21 protein-coding genes and 1 tRNA gene are annotated in these 23,024 nt (G+C 44.6%); 21 read left to right on the plus strand and 1 reads right to left on the minus strand.

The window, feature by feature from the left end; genetic code table 11:
- The first annotated feature begins 38 nt into the window (after window positions 1-38).
- The 9 genes from purE to KKI13_01545 are packed head-to-tail and all read left to right on the plus strand — an operon-like array spanning window position 39 to window position 5,933.
- Window positions 39-539, plus strand: coding sequence for a 5-(carboxyamino)imidazole ribonucleotide mutase (purE, locus tag KKI13_01505; GenBank protein ID MBU4487728.1), 501 nt, complete (start codon window positions 39-41; stop codon window positions 537-539).
- 4 nt (window positions 540-543) lie between these two features.
- Window positions 544-1,149 carry a threonylcarbamoyl-AMP synthase gene (locus KKI13_01510; protein MBU4487729.1) on the plus strand — a complete coding sequence of 202 codons (606 nt, stop codon included), beginning with the start codon at window positions 544-546 and terminating at the stop codon, window positions 1,147-1,149.
- 48 nt (window positions 1,150-1,197) lie between these two features.
- The gene (locus KKI13_01515) at window positions 1,198-1,614 is read left to right on the plus strand and encodes a hypothetical protein (protein MBU4487730.1); all 417 of its coding nucleotides are present in this window, start codon (window positions 1,198-1,200) and stop codon (window positions 1,612-1,614) included.
- Between the two features lie 19 nt (window positions 1,615-1,633).
- On the plus strand, window positions 1,634-2,092 hold the full coding sequence (gene rpiB / locus KKI13_01520; protein ID MBU4487731.1) for a ribose 5-phosphate isomerase B: 459 nt from the start codon (window positions 1,634-1,636) through the stop codon (window positions 2,090-2,092).
- 21 nt (window positions 2,093-2,113) lie between these two features.
- The gene (locus tag KKI13_01525; GenBank protein MBU4487732.1) at window positions 2,114-3,355 is read left to right on the plus strand and encodes a serine hydroxymethyltransferase; all 1,242 of its coding nucleotides are present in this window, start codon (window positions 2,114-2,116) and stop codon (window positions 3,353-3,355) included.
- Window position 3,356: 1 nt separating this feature from the next.
- Complete coding sequence (locus KKI13_01530) at window positions 3,357-3,815, plus strand: cytidine/deoxycytidylate deaminase family protein (GenBank protein ID MBU4487733.1); 459 nt, start codon at window positions 3,357-3,359, stop codon at window positions 3,813-3,815.
- Complete coding sequence (gene nrdR / locus KKI13_01535) at window positions 3,812-4,261, plus strand: transcriptional regulator NrdR (GenBank protein MBU4487734.1); 450 nt, start codon at window positions 3,812-3,814, stop codon at window positions 4,259-4,261. The genes KKI13_01530 and nrdR overlap by 4 nt, the downstream gene beginning before the upstream one ends.
- A gap of 11 nt (window positions 4,262-4,272) precedes the next feature.
- Window positions 4,273-5,124, plus strand: coding sequence for an AmmeMemoRadiSam system radical SAM enzyme (gene amrS, locus KKI13_01540; GenBank protein ID MBU4487735.1), 852 nt, complete (start codon window positions 4,273-4,275; stop codon window positions 5,122-5,124).
- A 56-nt stretch (window positions 5,125-5,180) separates the two neighbouring features.
- A complete protein-coding gene (locus KKI13_01545) occupies window positions 5,181-5,933 on the plus strand; it encodes a DUF1189 domain-containing protein (protein ID MBU4487736.1) in 753 nt (250 codons plus the stop codon).
- A gap of 6 nt (window positions 5,934-5,939) precedes the next feature.
- Here the strand turns inward: KKI13_01545 and KKI13_01550 are convergent, their stop codons facing one another.
- Entirely contained in the window at window positions 5,940-7,799 is a 1,860-nt protein-coding gene (locus KKI13_01550; GenBank protein ID MBU4487737.1) for a peptidyl-prolyl cis-trans isomerase, read from the minus strand.
- Between the two features lie 123 nt (window positions 7,800-7,922).
- Here KKI13_01550 and KKI13_01555 point away from each other — a divergent pair, with 123 nt between their 5' ends.
- The 12 genes from KKI13_01555 to KKI13_01610 form a co-directional block, all read left to right on the plus strand.
- Window positions 7,923-8,495 carry a class II aldolase/adducin family protein gene (locus KKI13_01555; GenBank protein ID MBU4487738.1) on the plus strand — a complete coding sequence of 191 codons (573 nt, stop codon included), beginning with the start codon at window positions 7,923-7,925 and terminating at the stop codon, window positions 8,493-8,495.
- 79 nt (window positions 8,496-8,574) lie between these two features.
- Window positions 8,575-9,456: an ATP phosphoribosyltransferase gene (locus tag KKI13_01560; GenBank protein ID MBU4487739.1), complete on the plus strand. Its 882-nt coding sequence runs from the start codon at window positions 8,575-8,577 to the stop codon at window positions 9,454-9,456.
- A gap of 128 nt (window positions 9,457-9,584) precedes the next feature.
- Window positions 9,585-11,093, plus strand: coding sequence for a tetratricopeptide repeat protein (locus KKI13_01565; GenBank protein MBU4487740.1), 1,509 nt, complete (start codon window positions 9,585-9,587; stop codon window positions 11,091-11,093).
- Window positions 11,093-11,908: a transketolase gene (locus tag KKI13_01570; GenBank protein MBU4487741.1), complete on the plus strand. Its 816-nt coding sequence runs from the start codon at window positions 11,093-11,095 to the stop codon at window positions 11,906-11,908. Before KKI13_01565 ends, KKI13_01570 begins: the two co-directional genes overlap by 1 nt.
- Window positions 11,908-12,867, plus strand: coding sequence for a transketolase family protein (locus tag KKI13_01575; protein ID MBU4487742.1), 960 nt, complete (start codon window positions 11,908-11,910; stop codon window positions 12,865-12,867). Before KKI13_01570 ends, KKI13_01575 begins: the two co-directional genes overlap by 1 nt.
- A 28-nt stretch (window positions 12,868-12,895) precedes the next feature.
- The gene (locus KKI13_01580; GenBank protein ID MBU4487743.1) at window positions 12,896-13,780 is read left to right on the plus strand and encodes a 4-(cytidine 5'-diphospho)-2-C-methyl-D-erythritol kinase; all 885 of its coding nucleotides are present in this window, start codon (window positions 12,896-12,898) and stop codon (window positions 13,778-13,780) included.
- 22 nt (window positions 13,781-13,802) lie between these two features.
- The gene (locus KKI13_01585; GenBank protein ID MBU4487744.1) at window positions 13,803-14,420 is read left to right on the plus strand and encodes a septation protein SpoVG family protein; all 618 of its coding nucleotides are present in this window, start codon (window positions 13,803-13,805) and stop codon (window positions 14,418-14,420) included.
- A 458-nt stretch (window positions 14,421-14,878) separates the two neighbouring features.
- A tRNA-Gln gene (locus KKI13_01590) sits at window positions 14,879-14,952 on the plus strand.
- A 101-nt stretch (window positions 14,953-15,053) separates the two neighbouring features.
- Window positions 15,054-15,557, plus strand: a complete 504-nt coding sequence (locus KKI13_01595; GenBank protein MBU4487745.1) for a hypothetical protein — start codon at window positions 15,054-15,056, stop codon at window positions 15,555-15,557.
- A 190-nt stretch (window positions 15,558-15,747) separates the two neighbouring features.
- Window positions 15,748-17,679 (plus strand): PKD domain-containing protein, encoded by a 1,932-nt coding sequence (locus KKI13_01600; GenBank protein ID MBU4487746.1) that lies wholly within the window; start codon window positions 15,748-15,750, stop codon window positions 17,677-17,679.
- 16 nt (window positions 17,680-17,695) lie between these two features.
- A complete protein-coding gene (locus tag KKI13_01605) occupies window positions 17,696-22,663 on the plus strand; it encodes a DUF1080 domain-containing protein (protein MBU4487747.1) in 4,968 nt (1,655 codons plus the stop codon).
- Between the two features lie 14 nt (window positions 22,664-22,677).
- Window positions 22,678-23,024, plus strand: a 347-nt coding sequence (locus KKI13_01610) for a hypothetical protein (GenBank protein MBU4487748.1), incomplete at its 3' end; no start/stop codon positions are given.

Consider the following 23,024-nt stretch of genomic DNA (forward strand, 5'->3'; position numbering starts at 1 on the left):
TTACATAATCAGGGTCTGACCCCAGAACCGAGGGTAACATGAAAAAAATAGACGTTTCTATAGTAATGGGCAGTACATCAGATCTCACAACTATGAATTATGCGGCGGATCTGTTAAAGCAATTCGGGGTGGCGTTTGAGGTAAGAGCCCTTTCCGCGCACCGCTCGCCCGACGATACCACAAGATTCGCGAAGCACGCCCAGAGGCGCGGAATAAAGGTGATAATCGCCGGAGCCGGCGGCGCTGCGCATCTTGCGGGCGTAATAGCGGCGAATACTACCTTGCCGGTTATAGGAGTGCCCATACGAACGCAGGATCTAAAGGGCATCGACTCGCTTTTGTCCATAGTGCAGATGCCGGGCGGCATTCCGGTAGGCACCATGGCCATCGGCGAAGCAGGCGCAAAAAACGCGGCGATATTTGCCGCGGAGATCCTTGCCATAAAAGATTCTTTTTTAAAAAAGAAGCTCTCGGCATTCAAAAAGAAGATGTGTGCTTCTGTGCGAATAAAAGATAAGGGCCTTGCCAAAAAGATCTGAGAATATGGTAAAGACAGAGGTTCTTAAAGTCGATGCCGGAACGTCCGGAAAAGAAGCTATAAAAAAAGCTGCCGCCGTAATAAAAGAAGGCGGGTTGGTGGCTTTTCCGACAGAGACGGTATACGGGTTGGGCGCCGATTATCTTAACGAAAACGCTTTAAAGAGGCTTTACGAAGTAAAAGTGAGGCCGCCTAACAAGCCATTTACCGTACATATATCCGATTTAGGGATCCTTGATAAACTGTCGTGCGAGATATCGGAAAAGGCTGGACGGCTTATAAAAAAATTCTGGCCTGGGCCTTTGACGCTTATTTTCAAGGCAAAAGACGGCGCCAAAGTCGGTGTGCGCATGCCGTCCAATAAGGTCGCGTTGGATTTTATCGCCGCATGCGGTACCCCCATAGCGGCGCCCAGCGCCAATATCTCCGGCAAAAGGCCGCCAACTGATGCCGCCGAAGTCCTTTCAGGCCTTGACGGAAAGATAGAGCTTATACTGGACGGGGGAAAAACGGAAATAGGCGTAGAATCAACGGTCTTAGATGTTTCCGCGGAACCTTATAAGATATTGAGGGAAGGCGCGGTCAAAAAAGCTGAGATAGAAGGGGTTTAAAGATTGAAGATCCTCTTTGTATGTACGGGGAACAGCTGCCGAAGCGCTATGGCAGAGGCATATCTTAAAAAAAGGCTTAAGGATGCAGGAAAAGAAGGCATAACAATTTCCTCGGCGGGTATTGCGCCGCATCCGGGCATGAGCGCCACCGACGAGGCGCGAGAAGTCGTGAAGAAAGAAGGCGCCGATCTATTAGAGCACAGGGCGCGCCGTCTTACCGAGCTGGAGACACGCGAAGCCGATCTTATATTTGTAATGGAGGATTTGCAAAGAATCTATATATTAAAGAAAGACCCGTCGGCCGCAAAGAAGATATATCTTTTAAAAGATTTTCAAAAAATCGGCGATTTTAAATTATCGCGCGATCCCAATATACCGGACCCAATAGGAAAAGACATGGATTTTTACAAAAAGACATTCGACGTTATAAAAGAATCGGTGGAAAGGATATTGAATGAAATCTAGAAAAGAGATGCCCTATAAAATGGCAATAGCCGTCGGCTCTGATCACGGCGGGTTTGGGCTCAAAAAAGACATAATAGATTTTCTGACAGCTTGGCACTACAAAGTCAAGGATTTCGGCACAAAAAACGAGGCAAGATGCGATTATCCCCCGGTGGCGTATAAAGTGGCCTCGGCAGTCATGGCGGGGGAATTTGAGAGGGGTATATTGATCTGCAAAAGCGGCATAGGGATGTGCATTGCGGCTAATAAAGTGAACGGGATACGAGCGGCGTTTCTTACAGATTCGGAGAATGCGCGTTTGAGCAGGGAGCATAACGATGCCAATATAGCGATATTCTCCGGAAAATCTATGACGATATCTAAGGCAAAAAAGATCCTGGATGTGTGGCTTTCAGCGGATTTTGAAGGCGGCCGCCATTTTACCAGAGTAAAGCAGATAAAACAGATTGAACAAAAGATGCGAAGAAGGTGTAAATAAGCATTACCGGAGGGCGCGCCGATGTTCGAAGAACTTAAAAAAATAGACCCCGAAGTTTATGAAGCGGTAACTAACGAGACAAAACGCGAGAACGGCAATATTGAGCTTATAGCCAGCGAGAATTTCACGAGCGTAGCTGTCCTTGAGGCCCAGGGCTCGACCATGACCAATAAATATGCCGAAGGTTATCCGGATGCCCGCTGGTACGGCGGCTGCGAATACGTAGATGTCGTGGAAAAACTGGCGATAGACAGGGCAAAGAAACTTTTCGGCTCCGAGCACGTAAATGTGCAGCCGCATTCAGGCACTACCGCCAATATGGCCGTCTATTATTCTGTCTTGAAAGTGGGCGACACAATACTTGCGATGGATCTGGCCTGCGGCGGCCATCTTAGCCACGGCCACAAGCATAATTTTTCGGGCAAGTACTTTACCATAGTCCCATACGGCGTCGACAAAAAAACAGAAACGATCGATTATGACGAGATAAGGGAAAAGGCAAGAGCGCACAAGCCGAAATTGATTCTGGCCGGCGCATCGGCGTATCCGCGCACCTTGGATTTTAATAAGTTCAGGGAGATATGCGATGAAGTGGGCGCCTACCTCATGGTGGATATAGCGCATATAGCGGGCCTTGTGGCTACGGGCCTTCATCCTACGCCGGTACCCGTCTCCGAATTCGTGACCTCGACGACGCACAAGACACTGCGCGGCCCCAGGAGCGGTTTTGTAATGTGCAGAAAAGAATTTGCAAAAGGAATAGATATGGCGGTCTTTCCGGGATTGCAGGGCGGGCCGCTTATGCACGTTGTGGCGGCAAAAGCGGTTGCGTTCAAAGAAGCGCTCCTGCCGGAGTTTAAGAAATATCAGGAGCAGGTTATTAAGAACGCAAAAGCGCTTGCGGAGGCGCTCGAGGCCAAAACTTACAGGATAGTTTCAGGGGGTACAGATAACCACCTTATGCTGGTCGATCTTACAAATAAAGGTGTGAGCGGCAAAGATGCCACCGCCGCGCTGGATAAAGCCGCGATAACCGTAAACAAAAATCTCATTCCGTTTGATACGGCAAAACCCACGGTGACAAGCGGCATAAGATTGGGCACGCCGGCTATGACGACACGCGGCATGAAGGAAAAAGAGATGAAGAATATAGCAGAACTCATAGACAAGGTTGTGGCCAATATATCCGACGGGAAAATAATAGAATCGGTGAAGAACGAAGTGAAAGAGATGCTAAAAGCATTTCCGCTTTATAAGGTGTAAGATGGCGAAAAAAAGAAAACGGCCGAGCTGGGACAAATATTTTATCGAGATAGCGACTTTAATTTCCAGCCGTTCCACGTGCCTCAGGCGGCAGGTGGGCGCGCTGATAGTGAAGGATAAAAGGATCCTTGCCACAGGTTATAACGGCACGCCGAAAGGCCTGCCGCACTGTTTTGAGATAGGATGCTTAAGAGAGAAACTAAAGATACCTTCGGGCGAGCGCCACGAATTATGCCGCGGCTTGCATGGGGAGCAAAACGCGCTTCTTCAGGCGTCGCTTCACGGCATTAGCGTAAAAGACAGCGTATTGTACTGCACAAACCAGCCGTGTATAATCTGCGCCAAGATGCTTATAAACGCCGGCATAAAAGAAATAGTAATCTCCGACGGATATCCCGACAAGATGTCCATGGACTTTTTCAAGGAAGCGGGGGTTTCGGTGAGGAAGGCAAAGTCATGAAATGCCCGTATTGCGGCACAAATAGGGACAAGGTAATAGATTCGCGTTCCTCAAATAACAGTAAGCACATAAGACGCAGGCGCGAATGCCTGAAATGCCGCAAGCGCTTCACTACTTACGAGCACGTAGAAGAGATGCCGCTCATGGTGATCAAAAAAGACTCAAGGCGCGAACCCTTTGACAGGAATAAAATCCTCTCTGGCCTCACAAAGGCGTGCGAAAAACGCCCGGTCAGCGTAGAGCAGCTTGAAAAGCTGGCTGACGCGATAGAGATGCAGATGCAGAAGAACTTTGAAAAGGAAGTAAAGGCCTCTGTCATAGGGGAGTTTGCGATGAAGCAGCTTCACGCCATGGACCAGGTGGCATATGTAAGATTCGCTTCCGTATACAGGCAGTTCAAAGATATAAATCAGTTTATGAGAGAGTTGAAGCAGCTTTTGAAGTGAACGCCAAGAGTATGAAAGAAGCCCTTTACTATAAACTGGAACGCGATAAGATACGCTGCGAACTTTGCCCGAATGATTGCCTTATAGCCGACGGTAAAAAAGGCATGTGCAAAGTGAGGGTCAATAAGGCTAATACGCTCTACACTGAAGTGTACAAAAGGGCCACTTCTATAGCGCTGGATCCTATTGAAAAAAAGCCGCTCTATCATTATCATCGCGGCGAATACATACTCTCTCTCGGGACCAAAGGATGTAATTTCGCTTGTCCGTGGTGCCAGAACTGGCCCATCGCGCAAGGCGAAAACGCCTCTACGTATGAGATGACTAAAGAAGAGGCCGTACGGAGAGCCAAGGAACTCGGCTCCTTTGGCATAGCATATACATATAACGAACCTTTTATATGGTTTGAATTTGTTTTAGAATGCGCCGAGTTCGCGAAGAAAAACGGCCTTGAAAATGTCCTTGTGACAAACGGCTACGTACATAAAGAGCCGCTGTACGAGATACTTCCTTATATAGGCGCTATGAATATCGACATAAAGTCCATAGAAGAAAAGTTTTATAAGGAACACTGCCTCGGTAAACTCGAACCGGTGCTGGAGAATACAAAAATAGCCAAAGAAAAGGGCGTGCACATAGAGATTACGAATCTCATAATACCCACTCTGAACGATTCCGAAAAAAATATTGGGGGATTGGTGGATTGGGTCTATGTCAATCTCGGGGCCGAGACGCCGCTGCATTTTTCAAGGTATTTCCCGTGTCATAAGATGAAGCTTCCTCCGACGCCGGTGGAGACGCTGGAGCGAGCGAAAGAGATAGCCGATAAAAAATTAAAATACGTGTATTTGGGTAACGTGTAACCCGGCAATTCTAACCTGGTTAGATTTGCCGGGTTAGCGCCAAGTAGGAGGAAACTATGAAGACATTTTTCGGAGAGATATGGAAGGCGATAAGCGACTTTAAATTTTACAAGGTAGTCAAAAATTTTTCGGCCGGCAAGGCATTCAAATACATATTATCCCTTATTTTATTGGTAAGCTTAATATTGAGCATACGCTATAGTTTTGTATTGGGCGCGGGGCTGAATGTGGCAATGGATTGGATGAAAGAGAACCTGCCGGTGATCGAGGTCCAGAACGGCGTCGCGAGCGTAAACGCCGAACAACCGTTTAAAATAGCGGAACAGGACTTTGCGGTCATACTTGATACGACGGGAAAGACAGCGTCGTTAGATGGGTACGCAAAGGGCGTGCTTCTCATGAAAGATAAGGTGATCTACAAAGAAAGCGAGGTAAAAACAGAGATTTACAGCCTCGCGGATGTCAAATCGCTCAGGATAGACGAAAATTTCATGAATGGCATCAAAAAGAACGCGATCTGGATAATATTTCCTTTTATGCTGCTGGGTATTTATATATATATGATCCTGGCGCGCCTTCTGCAGACAGTCATATTCAGCCTTATAACGGTTTTTGCCGCGGCGATCAATAAAGTGCAGCTCGCTTATAGCCAGATCTTTGCAATAGGTATATACGCGGTTACCCTAAGCACTCTTTTAGGCGCTATGGCGGCCCTATTTTTAAAGGAAATACCGGGAATGGGCTGGATTTATGCGGCGATATATATTACATATCTTATCGTGGCAGTTATTAATTGCAAAGAAACATAAAAAATATTACTGTAGATTAGTGACTAAATTTGCTTTTGCTTTGAGGCCGCTGAACCAGGCATCAAGAATTTGAGCTTTCTTTATCTCTAGATATTGCTTCGCGAACTCTTCCTTTATTTCCTCGAATTTTGCCATATCAATGGGCTCTAAGTCCGCCAGTTGCGCTATGCAGGCGCCCCCCGGAGCGGAAATCACAGGGCTTACCTCACCTACATTATAATCGAACACTTCCTTTATAACTGTTGCCGGGCCTATATCTCTTATGTAATCCGCGCGCGTTATATATTCCGATTCCTTTGGTTTTAGGCCAAGCGACGCGGCCGCATCTTTAAAAAAAGCGCCCTTTTCCATTTTTTCTTTTATGACGCTCTCGTATTTTTGCATGCTTTCTTTTGCCAGCGCGTTAATCTTAGCCAGTTTTACCCTTTCTCTTATCTCCTCCGTCACTTCTGAAAGAGGAGGGATACCAGGCTCTTCTTTATCCACGAGCCGGATTATATAATTTGTATCCGATTTTACGCTATCCGGCGAAATCAAAGGCCCTACCTCGCCTTCCTTTAAATTAAAAGCCGTTTTTACTAAGACCGGATTCCAGCCTATGCCGGGTATGATCTCCTGCTTCGAAAAATAACCGGTCTTCTTTAGCGGTTTTTTATAATCTTGGGCGGCTTTTTCAAAGGCGGACCCTTCTTCTATGGCGCCCCTCGCTCTAAAGGCTTCGGTATATGATTTTGCTTTCGCGCGTTCGGTCGTCAGTCTTTGGCTTATCTTTTCTTTCGCTTCTTCAAATGTCTCAGTGTAAGACGGCCTTTTTCCCTCAACTTTTATTATATGATATCCGAACTGGGTTTTTACGATGCCGCTTATCTCGCCGGGGTTCAGGGAAAATGCGGCTTTTTCAAAATCGGGTATCATCTTTCCTTTTTCAAAAAACCCTAGGTCGCCGCCGTTTTCTTTTGTGGAGTCTTTGGAATATTCGTTCGCCGCCTTTTGAAAATCTAACCCGCCCTTCAGCTTCTTTAGTATCTCGGCGGCCTTATCGGGATCCTCTACCAATATATGCCGCGCGTGGACGCTTTCTGTGTGTTCAAACTCTTTTTTATGGAGGTCGTAGTACTGCTTGAGGTTTTCGTCGTCCATTTCTATTCCGCCGAGGTAATCAGTATACCTGAATTCTATATACTCTATATTGACACGCGCCGGCATCTTGAATTCCTGCGAATTATTTTTGTAATATTCTTCTATTTCTTCCTCGGAGATATCGACTTTATCGGCAAAGTTTTTCGATGATTCAAGGACATAGTTGATCTTTATCTTTTCGTTCTCTTCCTCGTATCTTTTTAGAAGCTCATCGTCTGTTACTTTTATGTCTTTTGTGACGTTATTGATTAATTTGGCTATTCCCAGAGAGTTGCGAATGTCTTCTTCGTAATCTCTCGGGGATACCTGGAAGACATTTTTCAATAAACGTTCATAGGCGTCCGTGTCAAACTTGTCGCCCCTTAAAAGGAACGGAAAACTTCGTATAGTATTTATAACGTCGTCATCCGTGACTTTTATGCGTTCTTTAGCCGCCTCTCTGATAAGTATAAGCCTGTCCCACGCCTGGTTCTCGAGGTCCAGCTGTTCGTATATATCGGCGAAATTGGGGTATCGCATCATGGCCTCGTTCTTTACGGCGCGCCAATTCTGGCCGTACTCCTGCAAAGGGACCTTCTTACCGAATAATATGCCGGCGGAAGAAGGGCCGGACCCGCCCCTTCCACTGGAGCCTGCTCCCCAAAGCACAAAGGCGGGTATTATTATGATAGCAAGCCCTATTAATATCTTCTTCGCTGTTTCCTTATTTCGCAGATATTTTAGCATGTTGTAACCTTTGAGTTAAAATTATACCCCATATTATAAGCAAGAAGTAAAGATTTAGCAAGCCTTATTGTCTTTAAAAGCAGTCTCGTCCATGTTATAATGTTAAGAATAGGAGTAATGGCAGTGAGCAAAAAATTGATAAAAGACCTGATTAAGATAGGAAGAAAAATAGAGGATTGCGGCCTTGTCATCGGCGAGGGCGGCAACATAAGCGCGAAAGCCGGCAGTGTTATATATATAAAGGTAAGAGGCGCAACGCTTGCCTCTAAAAAGCAGGCGGATTATATTCCTATAGATATAAAGACAGGGAAGCCGCTTTGTAAAAATGGCGTTCCGAGCACCGAAATACATATGCATCTGGCCTGCTATAAGGCGCGCAAAGATGTAGGCGCTGTCGTCCATACCCACCCTGTCTTTATAACAGCTTTGGGAATAGCTGCGGTCAGGCTTGAGCGTGTATCGTATGAGGCAAAAATACACTTAAAAGGCGGTATCGCAAGGATCCCTTGCATAAAGCCGGGAACAAAAGAGCTGGGAATGGCTGTAGGAAGGGCTATTGCGAAACACAACATTGTTATGCTAAAAAAGCACGGCCTCCTTACCGTTGGCAAGAATATAAAAGAGGCGTTTTTGCGGACCCTGGCAGCGGAAAGGGCGGCTATGGTCTATGCCTATTCCAAAAGAGCCAAGACCTAATTGCTTGACATTTTGGCATTGTTCCTATAAAATAAATCTGTACTATAAATAAATCGAATAAGATACTAAAGGAAATTCTATGAACCCCGTAAAATTGAAATTAGGCATTCCTAAAGGCAGCCTTCAGGAATCCACCATAAAGATGTTCGACAAAGCCGGCTTTAAGATATCGGTAAGCGAGCGCTCCTATTTTCCCACGATAGACGATGAGGAAATAGAATTGATTATGCTAAGGGCGCAGGAGATGTCCAAATACGTGGAAGCAGGTGTCCTTGACTGCGGAATAACGGGCGGTGACTGGGTCCTCGAGAACAGCTCCGACGTAAAAGAGGTCGCGGACCTCCTTTATGCCAAAAGCGGTCTTCGGAAAGTGCGTTGGGTCCTGGCAGTGTCCGAAGACTCAAAAATAAGATCGGTCAAAGACCTGGAAGGTAAAAGGATAGCCACGGAACTTGTCAGCGTCACAAAAAAATATCTCAAAGAGAACAAAGTTACCGCTCTTGTCGAATTCAGCTGGGGCGCTACCGAGGCAAAAGTGACAACGGGCCTCGTTGACGCGATAGTCGAACTTACCGAGACAGGTTCCAGCCTCAGGGCAAACAAGCTTAAGATAGTAGAGACCATCGCGGAATCGGTCACCAAACTTATTGCCAATAAAATTTCGTACGAAGACAAAACGAAACGCGAGAAGATAGAAAATATAGCGCTTCTCTTAAAAGGCGCCCTCAAGTCCGAAGGAATGGTCGGCCTTAAGATGAATGTAAAAAAGAACGACCTCGCGAAAGTGCTTAAGGTGCTTCCCGCTTTGATGAGGCCTACAGTCGCAAACCTCAGCGACGATGAGTGGTGCGACGTCGATACGGTTATAGAAGAGAAAATCGTCAGGGTTTTAATACCAGAATTGAAAAAGGCCGGCGCTCAGGGGATCGTTGAGTACCCGCTGAACAAAGTTATTGAATAGGAGGGTCACAAACATGCCTTGCGGAAGAAAAAGAAAGCGCAAAAAAATGGCGAAACATAAAAGGAAGAAGAGACTAAGAAGAGACAGACATAAAAAGAGACTGGTGTAAGAAGAAAGTCTAACAAGTGTTGAACAAGATATATAAACTGTCGATAGCCGCTTTATTTTTGATTTTGGCGTGCAGAGTGCTCTTAGCGGATAAAGAGGCGAAGCTTGACGACTGGATACAAAAGATCCGACTTGAGAAAAACGATAATTTTTCCCAGGCGCTTGCCCATTATTCAATGGGCATTATTTATGACCACGAGGAGAAATTAGAAAAAGCGATCGCCGAATACAAAGAAGCGATAAAATACGATCCCCACGAGCCGCTCTTTCACATACGCTTAGGCGCCGATATGCTTATATCGAAAAATCCGGACGAGGCCTTTAAGGAATTTGACGAGGCCGAGAGGCTGGACCCGGATAACCTTCAGGTAAAATTTTTAAAGGCGCTTACTTATACAACACTGCGCAAATTCGATGAAGCAGCCGTCGAATATAGAAGTATAGTGGAAAAGGACCCGGGGAACCTTAAAGCCCTAAACTCTTTGGCTGATTTGTATGTCATAGAAGAAAAATTGCTCGAAGCCGCCGACATATATGAAAAGCTCTTAAAGACAAAAGAAGGCACGGTGCCTGTAATCTATTTTAATCTCGGCATAATATATTCAAAATTAGAAAATACCGAGCGAGCAATAGAAAGTTTCAAAAAGGCATTGGAAGCGGAACCGGATTATATAGAAGCATATCTTGCTATCGGTGTTTTATATGAAACGAAGAAGGATTATCAAAACGCGCTGAAGTTTTATGAAGAAGCGCTTAAGATAGACCCTTTAAACAGAAAGATATACAGGCACATAGCCGAAATATACTATGAAGCAGGCAGGATAGATGATGCCGTACGCAATTATGAAATCCTGATAACGCTGGATCCGAGAGACGGCAATTCATACATAGACCTGGCTTACGTGTATATAAGAGAAAAGAATAACGAAAAAGGCATAGCCATTTTAAAAGACGCATTGACGAAGGAAGTTGCCAAAAAAAAGGAAGTACAGATCGCCCTGGGTTATGCCCTTGCGCTCGATAAAAAATATGATGAGGCGATAGAAGAATATAAAAAGATTTTGAAGGAAGACCCCAATAATCCAAAAGCAAATTTCTTCTTAGGTACGGCTTACGAAAGAGCCGGGCAAGCCGAAGAGGCGATAGCGGCCTTCAGAAAGACCCTGGAAATAGAACCGAATAACGCCGAGGCATGTAATTATCTGGGGTACATGTTTGCCGAACGAGGTGAAAATTTCGACGAGTCGGTAACTCTTATAAAGAAAGCGCTAGATCTGGACCCGGAAAACGGCGCGTATGTAGACTCACTCGGCTGGGCGTATTATAATAAGGGCCTAATTGACGAGGCGCTTTTGGAACTTTTGAGGGCAGCCGCCCTGATGGGCGACGATGCCACTATACGTGATCATTTAGGCGACGCCTATTACAAAAAAGGCATGAAGGATAAAGCCATTATAGAATGGAAGAAGTCTTTTGAGTTAGATAATACACAGAAGGAAGTAACTGAGAAAATACGACAGGCCGAATAATGCAAAGACCTTCAATAGATGAATTAAACAAAAAAGCAAAAGAGATAAGAAGAACGGTATTAAAGATGCTTACCGAGGCAAGTTCAGGCCATACGGGGGGCTCTTTGTCCGTCGTAGAGATAATAATAAGCCTTTACTATTGCAAGATGAGGCACGATCCCAAAAATCCCGGCTGGCAGGGGCGCGACCGGCTGGTCCTTTCTAAAGGGCATGCCTGCCCGACACTGTACGCTGTTTTGGCCGAATGCGGTTATTTTCCAAAGACAGAATTGATGACACTTAGAAAATTCGGGACGCGCCTTCAGGGACACCCGCAGCTCGGACTTCCCGGCATAGAAGCGTCGACGGGTTCTTTGGGTCAGGGGCTTTCCATAGCCATAGGAATGGCGCTGGCGGCGCGGCTTGATAAAAAGGATACAAGAGTTTACTGCGTCATGGGTGACGGCGAACTGAACGAAGGCCAGATATGGGAAGCCGCGGCTAGTGCCGCTCATTATAAGCTTGATAATCTATGCGGTATTGTCGATCATAATAAATTACAGATAGACGGCCCCTGCGAGGAAGTTATGGATATGGGCCCTCTAAAGGATAAATGGGCTTCATTCGGATGGAATGTTCTTGAGTGCGACGGCCATAATATAAAAGAACTTATGGACTCACTCGACTCGGCCGAGCGAAAAAAGGCGAAGCCCACGGTTATTTTGGCGCATACCGTAAAAGGAAAAGGCGTATCTTTCGTGGAACATAAAGCGGAGTGGCACGGCATAGCGCCTAAAAAAGAGGAACTCGACAGGGCGTTAAAGGAGTTGGAGTAATGCTAAGCGTTAAGGGCGAACTAAAACTGGATTCTACCAGAAACGGTTTCGGGAAGGGCTTGGTCGAGCTCGGCAAAGCGAATAAAAACATCGTTGTTTTGAGCGCCGATCTTACCGATTCCGTAAGGGCGCATTGGTTCAAGAAGGAATTTCCCGACAGGTTCTTTTCTTTCGGCGTAGCCGAACAGAATATGATAAGCGCCGCGGCAGGATTTGCCCTTTCCGGCAAAATAGCCTACGCGGCTACTTTCGGAGTATTCGCGGCCGGCAGGGCATGGGACCAGGTGAGGGTGTCGGTCGATTATATGAATCTCAACGTCAAGATCGTAGGTACGCACGCCGGTATTTCGGTGGGAGAAGACGGCTATACCCATCAGGCGCTTGAAGAGATCACTTTGATGCGGGTCCTTCCCAATATGACCATGATAGTGCCGTCGGACTTTACGGAAGCCAAAAGAGCGACTCTAAAAGCGGCCGAATGGAAAGGGCCAGTCTATATCAGGCTCGGCAGGAACGCCTCGCCGATTCTTACCGAAGAAAGCGATCCGTTTGAGATAGGAAAAGGTATACTCGCCAGGCCCGGCAAGGACATCACCATAGTGGCGTGCGGCCAGATGTTTTTTGAGGCGATGAAGGCCGCGGAGATATTGGCCCAAAAAAAGATAGACGCGCGCGTAATAAATATGCACACGATTAAGCCCATAGATGAAGCGATACTTTTAAAAGCAGCAAAAGAGACGGGAGCGTTTGTCACTGCCGAAGAGCACTCTATGCGCGGCGGCCTCGGCGGCGCTGTTACAGAGATCCTTTCTCAGAACTACCCGGTTCCCGTAAAGATGGTAGGCATGGCGGGCTGCGGCCAGTCAGGAAGCCCGCAGGAATTGTTTAAATGTTTCAACCTTCTGGCTGAAGATGTGGCAAGGGCGGCAGAAGGTGCTTTAGCGATGAAAAGGCCATAAAATACAATAACAACTTGTGATAGATCAAATGAAAAACATTGAACTGTATTCTCCGGCGAAGATCAATCTGTTCCTGGATATTTTTGGAAAACGAAGCGACGGTTACCACGATATAATGACCGTATTTGAAAAGATCGACCTGTGCGACACCATCCTCCTTAGCGCACTTCCCGACGATAAAATAATCCTTGTATCCGACAGTAAAGACATGCCCCAGGACGAGACCAATCTTGCCTATAAAGCCGCGATCATTCTGAAAGAGGCCTATGGCGTCTCCGCCGGCGTAAAGATAAATATTAAAAAGAAGATCCCTGTAGCAGCGGGGCTCGGAGGGGGTTCCAGCAACGCGGCAACCGTCTTAAAGGGCCTTAATGAATTGTGGAAGCTAACATTGGGCGAAGATGAACTTTGGGGTATTGCGAAAAGAATCGGCGCAGATGTCCCTTTTTTTATTTTTAACTACTCGTTTGCCTTAGGCTTGGGCAGAGGCGATGAAATAAGCCCGATAAAGTCCTCTTTGGAGATGTGGCATCTTATAATAACCCCACCCAAAGAGGTGCTTACAAAAGATGTCTATAATGATATAAGTTTAAACTTGACAGGACAAAGGCCCGATGTTAAAATGATAATCCACGCCATCAGGAAAAGTGATTTAAAAGGCATAAAGAACGGCCTACACAACACTCTGGAACCGGTTGTAGCAAAAAAGGTTACGGATATTTCACTGGTAAAGGATTTCTTTAAAAAGATGGGATTTGATGCCGCGAAAGTCACCGGCAGCGGTCCCACTATTTTTGTCTTAACCGATAACAGAAAGGAGGCAGAAATATTAGAGAAAGAATTCAGCAAATCTTTAGAGAAGGACGCTAAAGACGGTTGGGGTATTTTCGTTGCGAAAACATTACGAGACTAATGATTAAACACAGGAGTAAAAGATGGAAATAACAGAAGTCAGGATTTTCCCGCGAGAAAGCGAAGACCGTAAGCTGAAAGCTTACGCAACGATAACTATAGATAACGCGTTCGTAGTGAGGAACGTTAAGGTCATAGAAGGCAATAAGGGCCTCTTCGTAGCCATGCCTTCAAGGAAGCTTAGAGAGGCGTGCCCAAAATGCAATTACAAGAATGCCGTAAGAAGCAGATTCTGCAACCAGTGCGGAGCGGCACTCCCGCAGGGCGGCGAACCCTCGGCTTCGCCGCGAGGCGAGCGAAAATTGGAAACTACTTCCGACGAGAACGGCAGGCAGTCCGGCCACAGGGACATAGCCCATCCGATCACCCAGGAATGCAGGGAATATATTCAGAATAAAGTATTGAGCGCGTACAAAAACGAGATAAAGAGCCCGACGCCTCCGGAGAGTTACGAAGGCGCCAGGGTGAGAAAAGATTTTCCCAAGGCCGCGCCGGCCACGCCGGCCGCTCCGGCAGCGCCCATAGCGCCCGCAGCGCCGGCAGCGCCGGCCGCGCCCGTAGCGCCGGCAGCTCCGAAATATGAGTCTCAGAAAATGACTCCTCCCCGTGAAGACGATTTTGAAGGGGATTTGGAATTATAGTCAAGCGAAGCGACGTATGCGGGATAATGGTGGCTGGTATCTTGTGGCTTTTGAGAGTTTTTAATGATTCCCAGATTAAAGAAATTACTTAAGCAGCATGATGTTACGACGCTCGGAGAGTTGTCTAAAAAATTAAAGGTCTCTCTTAGTGTACTTAAAAATATTTCAAGTAATCGCACAGCTTTCTCTTCTTTATCGCGAAGAAGAACTCAGCACAGAGTGTTTCCGAAACAGTCCGAAAACTTGGCTGAACTTATCGGTGTCGTGTTAGGGGATGGGAATATATTCGCATGTAGACGTTGTCAACGGTTAACGATGATGTCCTTAGGATATTCACCACAGGTTAGTAATAGGTATGTACGGTTAGCAAGGAAAGATCAGGTCTACAGATTTATTGCTGAAATGGATTTTGAAAGACCATTCCCATCTTTAAAAACTGGTAAGGCGTGAAGTTATTTTGGGATGTCGTCCAATGGTAGGACACGAGAATTTGGGTCTCGGTATTCTGGTTCGAGTCCAGACGTCCCAACCACTGAAACGTTCGGGCTCGGGGCCAAGGCAGGCTTAAAAGTAGAGTTCTAATCTCGTAAGGGAAATCTTGCAAAGGAGGTCAATTTTTAGTATAATCCCAACGTGGAAGATAGCGATAACATATCTGAAGAGTACAAATTATTGGCTCGCCAAGTTTACAATGATTATATCGCCTTTGGAAATCTCGAAGAGACAGCCAAAAAACACAAGATTCCTGTAAGCCTCGCCAAATCAATGATAGAAGATGCTACCGGTACTTCAACACCCTCCCCTGAAGAGCGTAAATTATCCATCCCCATTGAACAATTAAAAGAAGAATATATGAAATGCCTCTCCCTGAGGGTGCTTGCCGAGCGTTACGGCGTAGGCATAAAGGCAGTCTCTTGGGCTTTTAGAAAGCATGGCATTTCCATTATTAAACTGCATCATGAGGTAACTCTTAAGAAGATCCGTGATGAATATGCGGAATTAGTGCAGAAACTCGGACGCCACCCCACGCGCAAGGAAATTACCAAGCTTAACGGCGGAAAGCACCTTTATTTTAGAATATATTTCCAATACGGCTCTTTAAGCAATTTCAGGAAAACTTTGCAAAGCGAGTGTTAGTCGTTCAAATATTTAGATATAGGTTATTATTTTTGGCACAGATTATTTTTTGTATCTTATTCGTATGTATCAGGTTATGACTTAATTTGTTCCCCGGAACCTCTTGCCCTTAATTGACAGTACCCATATAGTATGGTATACTCTATATGTAAAAGGAGCTATATTGTAGGGAGTAATAGAGAGGTGCCACGTGGCTAAATCTAGGATTTTATCTCTCTTTTTTGTTCGTATCTTTCTTACGACTTTTATAATAGTGGCTTTGGCGCAGGCCGCGGAAGCAGCCGCCCCCGTTATAAATGTATTCACCTTGCGCGATCCCGATACCGGCTCTACGGTGTATGTAAATAACAATTATGTTCTTATTATGCTTAGCATTTCTAATTTCGATCCAGTATCCACGCAGGTGCTCCTTTCCGAATATAATGATTTCCACGATGCCGAATGGATTGACTACCCTAATCCTGTTACTTATACTTTCACAAGCATCTACGACGGAGAACGTACAGTTTACTGCAAAGTAAGAAATTCCTCCCTGCAGGAAAGCAATATTGTTCACGACACCATCTTGATGGATGTTTCCCCGCCGCGCGTCACCGCCGCATATTGTCAGGTATTTGATAATGAACATGTTGATATTGCTTTTACCGAAGCAATGAACAATATAGCGGCGCCGTCTTACTTTACAATTAATAATGGAGTTAACGTTTTGTCCGTCCAGTACCAGGGCGGGCCGTATTTCAGTTACCGGCTGACTACAAGTCCGCAGCAGGACGGTTCATCTCACACGGTAACTGTGTCCAGCAATGCAAAAGACATGGCGGGGAATTATATCGATCCTAGCGCAAGGACATACTCATATACAATGGGTTCAACAGAAGACACAACGCCGCCAGTAGCCAATGCCGGACCGGATAAATTCGCAAATGTAGGTGAGTTGATTACCTTCGACGGCTCCGGCTCAACTGATAATGTCGGCGTAACGCGCTATGTATGGAATTTTGAAGACGGCTCATCCGCTGAAGAAGGGGTGATAGTAACGCATCCATACGCATCCGCAGGTATTTACACAGCCACACTTACCGTTTACGACGCAGCGAACAATTCTGATTCAGATACAGCGCAAGCTGCAATAACAGAATCTCCCAGCGGTACATATCTTGAAGTCGGCGGGCCGAGCCCAGATTATAATACGATTACGAATGCCATGGCTAATATCGCTGAAGGCGGTACAATATATGTCTATGCAGGCGTTTATCCCGAAATAGTTCACCTCAAAAATAATGTTACCCTGAAAGGCGATAATAACGAGACCGTCATAATAAAAGGGGAGATTATAGCTGAAGAAGTCGGAGGCACAATAGAAAACTTCTCAATTCTTTACCGGAAAGGCACAATGCTTTCCTTTAACAATGCCAATTATGTCGATTTAAACCTTATGGCTGATGCAGGCATCACCGCCGTCAACTCGCCCCTTACTATAAAGAATTGTATTATTAAACCCGACCTAGACTTCATAAATTATGAAGGCGGCTATGACCCGCCGTTACAATATTACGGCAAAGGTATACAGATATGGAATATGTACGGCACTGACGATGTAGCGCCGCAAGTCGAAAGTAACCTTATTCAAGACACAGACTGTGGCATATATTACTTCTCGCAGGCCTTCGGCGGCGCAATTAACGGCAATATAAAAAATAACACATTCTATCATAACAAAGACGGCATAATCCTTCGCATGCATAAAGAGAATCCGCATATTTATAATAATATCTTTGACAACTCTATGAATTCTGCTATATTCTTCACGTATGAAGACGGCGTGCTTTTTGACCAGCGCAAAGCTAATATAAACAATAACCTCTTCAATCAGAATACCAATCACTTCTGGCTTGATTCAGAAGCAGTTCAGTTTAACTTAATCGGTATTCAGGGAAATATTGAAGACGATCCCGAATTTGTAGATCCGCTTAGTGATAACTTTTATTTAGAGCCTACTTCGCCTGCCTTGACAGGCGGTGAAGGCGGCACGCTCATGGGCGCGTATACTGAATTTGTGTCGCAGTTATTTATAGAGATACTATCTCCTCAAGACGGAATAACAATATACGCAAAACCATAAACTTAAGGAAATCGCCATGAATGCGAAAACGATAGATAAAAAACATATTATAAAAAATAGATCCCTTACGCTAGTCATAACTTTTTGTCTTATTTTATCGCTGTGTTCTATTGTATCAGCGGGAGAAAAAAAGATTGCCACCACCGGCCCTTTGCTGCTTCAGGAAATCTGCTCTGAAAACAATATGTCCTCCAACATAAAAGATATCGAAAAATCCGCAAAAACCGACAAAGGCGCCACTTCTTTCTCGGGCCTTAAAAAGGCGGCGGAGAAAAAAGGCTTTGTGGTGCAAGGACTAAAGACAGACGTCGGTAAACTTAAGGAACTGACGCAAAAAGGCTGCGTTCTTGTTGTGCTCAGCAAAAACCGCACTTATGTACGTGTTAAGGATGCATCGGAATGGACAGTTACTCTTCATAATCCTTCACGCTACCCGAAATCAAGCAGCATGCCTATAAGCGTCTTCAAGAAACAGTGGGACGGCAAGGCCTTATTTATACAGACTAAAAAACAGGCAAACGAAGCACCTCTTAACGGCATAATTTTGGCCGCATCCGCAGAAGAAGGCAGCACCGTAGAGCCTCTTAGCGGAGGTCGCGAAGAGGCAGCTTTAGTTGCGCTTTCCGGTGCGGAAATGGAAGCTCAGGCAGGAGGTGCTCCCTGTGCTAACCCGCCATGCGATACGGACGGACTACCTCCGGGCAGCGATGGAAAGACAGGGGACCCTGTAATAATAGGAAACGGAGACCTTTGTTCCGAAGAGACAGATTTTTTAATAGAAACAAGAGGTTTAATCCCGCTTGAGATATCAAGGACTTATAATGCACAGGTCGTATCCAATATCGACGGATGGGTACCAGATATTGCCGCAGGTCCCTGGTCTGTAAGAGACGGCGTATATAACGGCTATGGCGACAGAGTATTTACCACTCATACATGGGAAGACCTTACTCTTACCGCAGATATAAAAACAGTTAAAGCTGGTACTGAACAATGGGAAACCGCTTGGTTAAATTTTAGATATCAGGACGAAGCCAACAAGTACTATTTTCTTATCAAAAAAGATGGGACACTTGAATTCACGAAGAAACAAAACGGCGTGGCAACCCAACAGCAAAAAGCGTCAAGTTACAATCCTCTCAACTGGAATACGGTAAAGATAATAGCAAACGGCAACAATATAAAAATCTATGTGAACAATAATCTCGAGTTTAATTATACCGATCCTTCGCCATTATATGTCAACGGGCCTATAGCAGCTGAAGCTCGTTTTTGTTATGCCCAGTTCGATAATGTAAGAATCCAGAGCGGTACCGATGACTATTTCTATGATTTCAATACGCCCGACCGGGAGGAACCATTCGGCAGGGGTTGGTCATTTAACTATGGAATTCATATCCAAAAATTCCAAAACGGCGACGTAAGATTCGTAAGAGAAGACGGCAGGTCGCTTATATTCAGGGTAAATCCGGACGGTACATATACACCCGTGACGTGGGTTCACGATACATTGACCAAAGATGGTACAGGTTTTACGTTGCATAAGAAAGACGGCACTATTTATCGTTTTAACCTGGACGGGGTTCTGCAGCACCTCGAAGACAGATTCGGAAACCGCATAACACTAACCTATGAGACTATCTACGGCGCATTGCGTCTAAAATATGTAATCGACCCAACTAGCCGCCAGTTTACTTTTGAATACTGGCCCGATGGAAGGGTGAAGGAGATAAAAGACCCTACAGGAATTTACAAATACCAATATATCTATAACGGTATCCATCTCGTTCAAGTAATAGACCCAAGAGGGAACTCAAAGCATTACGAATACGACCCTGTTATGAATCTGCGCTCAGCGTATATAGATCGCGAAGGCAATAGATATGAATACAACTATACCTATAATGCAAGAATAGAGACGCAAAAGGACCCGGAATTAAATGTAACAACATTTGAATACTGGTGGGATACAACCCACATTGTTAATAAAGACAATGAAACATGGTACTATACATTTTACCCGATGTGTAGCGGGCTCTGGGGGATTGCGAATAATCTCGGCTCTGAGCAGACTTTTTATTGGGACGGAGACTATAATTTAACGCAACTCGATGAAGAATATGGCAAAATAACGAAGCATGAATACGACGATAAAGGCAACGTAACAAAAATCATCGACCCCGAAAACGGTGCAACCTATCCCACGATACTTCAATATGGTCCTGATTATAGCCTGGTAACCTATACCAAAGACCCCAAGGGCAATGAAGTTAACTACATCTATGATAACGGCAAACTTACAGAAATTCACGAGCCTTTAGGCAAAACCACAGTTATGACGTATTATCCATATGGCAAGATTAAGACGCTTACAGATGCCGAAGGGAACCTAACAGAGTTCGAGTACGACGCATGGGGCTATCCTAAGAAAATAAAACGTCATACCGAAACGTTAGTAATTGAAAAGAACTTTGCGCATAGCATTGTCGGTAACCTCTTAAGCGAAACCGACGAAGAAGGCAAAACCCGTAATTACACCTACGACGAAAATAACAGCCTAAAAGAAATAAAAGACGGAAGCAATAATATCTTCGTATCAAATACATATGACAAGAATGATAAGCTAAAGACTATAACTGACTCCTTAAATCACACCGTCATCTACAAATATGACTGGGCCGGAAACCAGACAAAAGTCACCGAATACGACGAATTCGGCATTGAATATACAACAGAACTCACTTATGACAATAAAAACTACCTCCATCTTGCTAAATCCGACCTCATACGCATAAAAGATCAGGAAGGTAATATAACAAATATCCTATACATAAAAGAGACAGCAGGTGATGGAGAGAGAAGGCTTATTGTTACAACAGATGCGGAAAATAGAGTTACAAAGAAGCAGTTTGATAAACTCGGCCGTCTTGCTTACTTGGAAGATGCGGCAAGTAAGAAGACATATTATACCTTTGATTATCTTAAAAGGTTTAAAACTATAGTTTATCCGGACAGCACAAGCGCTGCCTATACCTATGATAGAAACGGCAATGTTGCCACAAAGCGCGATAGGAAATACCAGACTATAACCTACCAATATGACGCTTTAAACCGCCTTGAACATAAAATATATCCTAATGCAACCCAAATCGACTATACCTATGACAAAGTAAATAATTTAAAAAATGTAGTGTCGCCAACTGGTACCACAGTTATGACGTATGACAAGCTTAATCGCCTTAAAGATGTTGCTTATCCTGAAAGCAAAACCGTCGCCTATGAGTATTACGATAACAGCTTACGCAAGAAACTGACATATCCCGACAGCACATATATTACCTATCACTACGATAATCTGAACCGCCTCACTGATATAAAAGATTCCAGCGGCAACGCGATAGCCCATTATGACTATGATGGTTTTACAAACAGGCGGCATGAGCTTACCTATCTCAACGGCGCATCCATTGATTATGAATACAATGCCTTAAGCAGAATTAAATCTATGAAGAATAAGCTTCCGGCGGGAACGGCATTTTCCCAATTCGATTATACCTATGATAAGGTAGGTAACCGTAAGACTATAACCACCAACGAAGGCCCGCATACATATACCTACGATAAGACTTACCAACTTACAGATGTAACCTATCCTGATATGCGTATGGCACACTATGAATATGACGTTATGGGTAACAGAGAGTATGCCGATGAGCTTGGCGAGCACTGGGATTACATTTTAACGACCAATGGCCTCAATCAATATGCTTCAATTGCCAAAACCAAGCATAATATAGACGTAAGCGGTACAGCGAGAGGCGATAACCCAAGCATTACCGTTAATAGCGTTAACGGCAAAATCTCAGGCGAGGGGTTTTTAGCCGAAGATGTAACATTAAATTCCGGAAGCAATGTTGTGATAGCCGCAGCGACTGATTCTTCGGGGACATTATCAGACTATATAAATCTTACGCTTGATACATCAGCACAAAAGACCTTCACTTATGACAATAACGGCTCGTTAACGGGCGTAGCCTGGAGAACAGAGCAGACTACTTATGCCCATGACTATGAAAATCGCCTTATACGCGTCATTGCGAACTCGCCGGAGGCGAGTGAAGCAATCTATAACTATGACTACCTTGGAAGGCGTATTGAGAAGAATGTTGATGGTGTAATAACCAAGTACCTCTATGACAGTGATAACATAATTGCGGAGTATGACGGCTCGAACAACTTGATAGCCAAGTACATTTATGGGCCCAACATTGACGAACCGATAAGACTTGAAAAGGATGCTGACATATGCTATTATCACTTTGATGGACTTGGGTCCGTAACTGATCTTTCTAATAGCTCAGGCAGCCACATTGAGCACTATATCTATAGTCCCTTCGGAAAAACAAAGATTTATGACCCCGTGACAGGCCTAAAGCATGACGACAGCGTCGTCGATAATTACTATAGATTTACAGCACGCCAGTGGGATCCGGAAAGTAACCTCTATTACTACAGAGCCAGGTACTATGACCCAAAGTTGGGTTGCTTCCTGCAAACTGACCCAATAGGATATTTTATGGGGGACTTGAATCTTTACAGGTATTGCAATAATAGTCCAATAAATCAAATAGATCCCTATGGCTTAAGTCCGATAACCAGTGCTGCTAAAAAAGCAGTAAAATGGGCGCTGAAAAAAGCGGCAAACAAACTTGGCACAGGGGCTGCAAAAAAAGCCATAGAAGAATTATTGAAAAAAGATTTACCACCTTTATCGCCAGAAGACATATTTTTAGAACCAGATGATATAGATGAAGCTGGAGAAAATGATATGGATGGAAACGGTACACCTGATTTTCTAGACGATTGGGATAATGATGGTGTTCCAAACTGGGAAGATGATTCTGATAAAGATGGCGTACCGGATATAGATGACGAGGATTTGCAACATCATAGAAAGAAGGATAAAGATAAGGAAGGTAAATAAGGAAGGAGATTGTAATGGATTTAGGAACCATCATTGGCTGGTATATTGGTACATTGATTATTGAATCATTAACTTACGGTGCAGCCGGTTACCTCATTTTTAAAGCATTAAAAGGAAGAGACAAATATTGGCTGATAGGAGTATTTGTGACATTTATAGTATTTGTATCATGGAATGGATATCTTTCAAATAGCATTTTTCGTGTTTTAGAAATTAGTATTAATAATAAAGCTTTTCTTAATTTTTTAGGAGAAGATGCAATAAATTTGTTTACAACTGATTTTTCTGATATTGTTATTGCTTTTATACAAGTATTAGTCGGATTTAAAATAGCTCAAGTTGTCGGAAGAAAACTACAGAA

The organism is Candidatus Omnitrophota bacterium, from assembly GCA_018894435.1.
Taxonomy (GTDB): Bacteria; Omnitrophota; Gorgyraeia; order JAHIPI01; family JAHIPI01; genus JAHIPI01.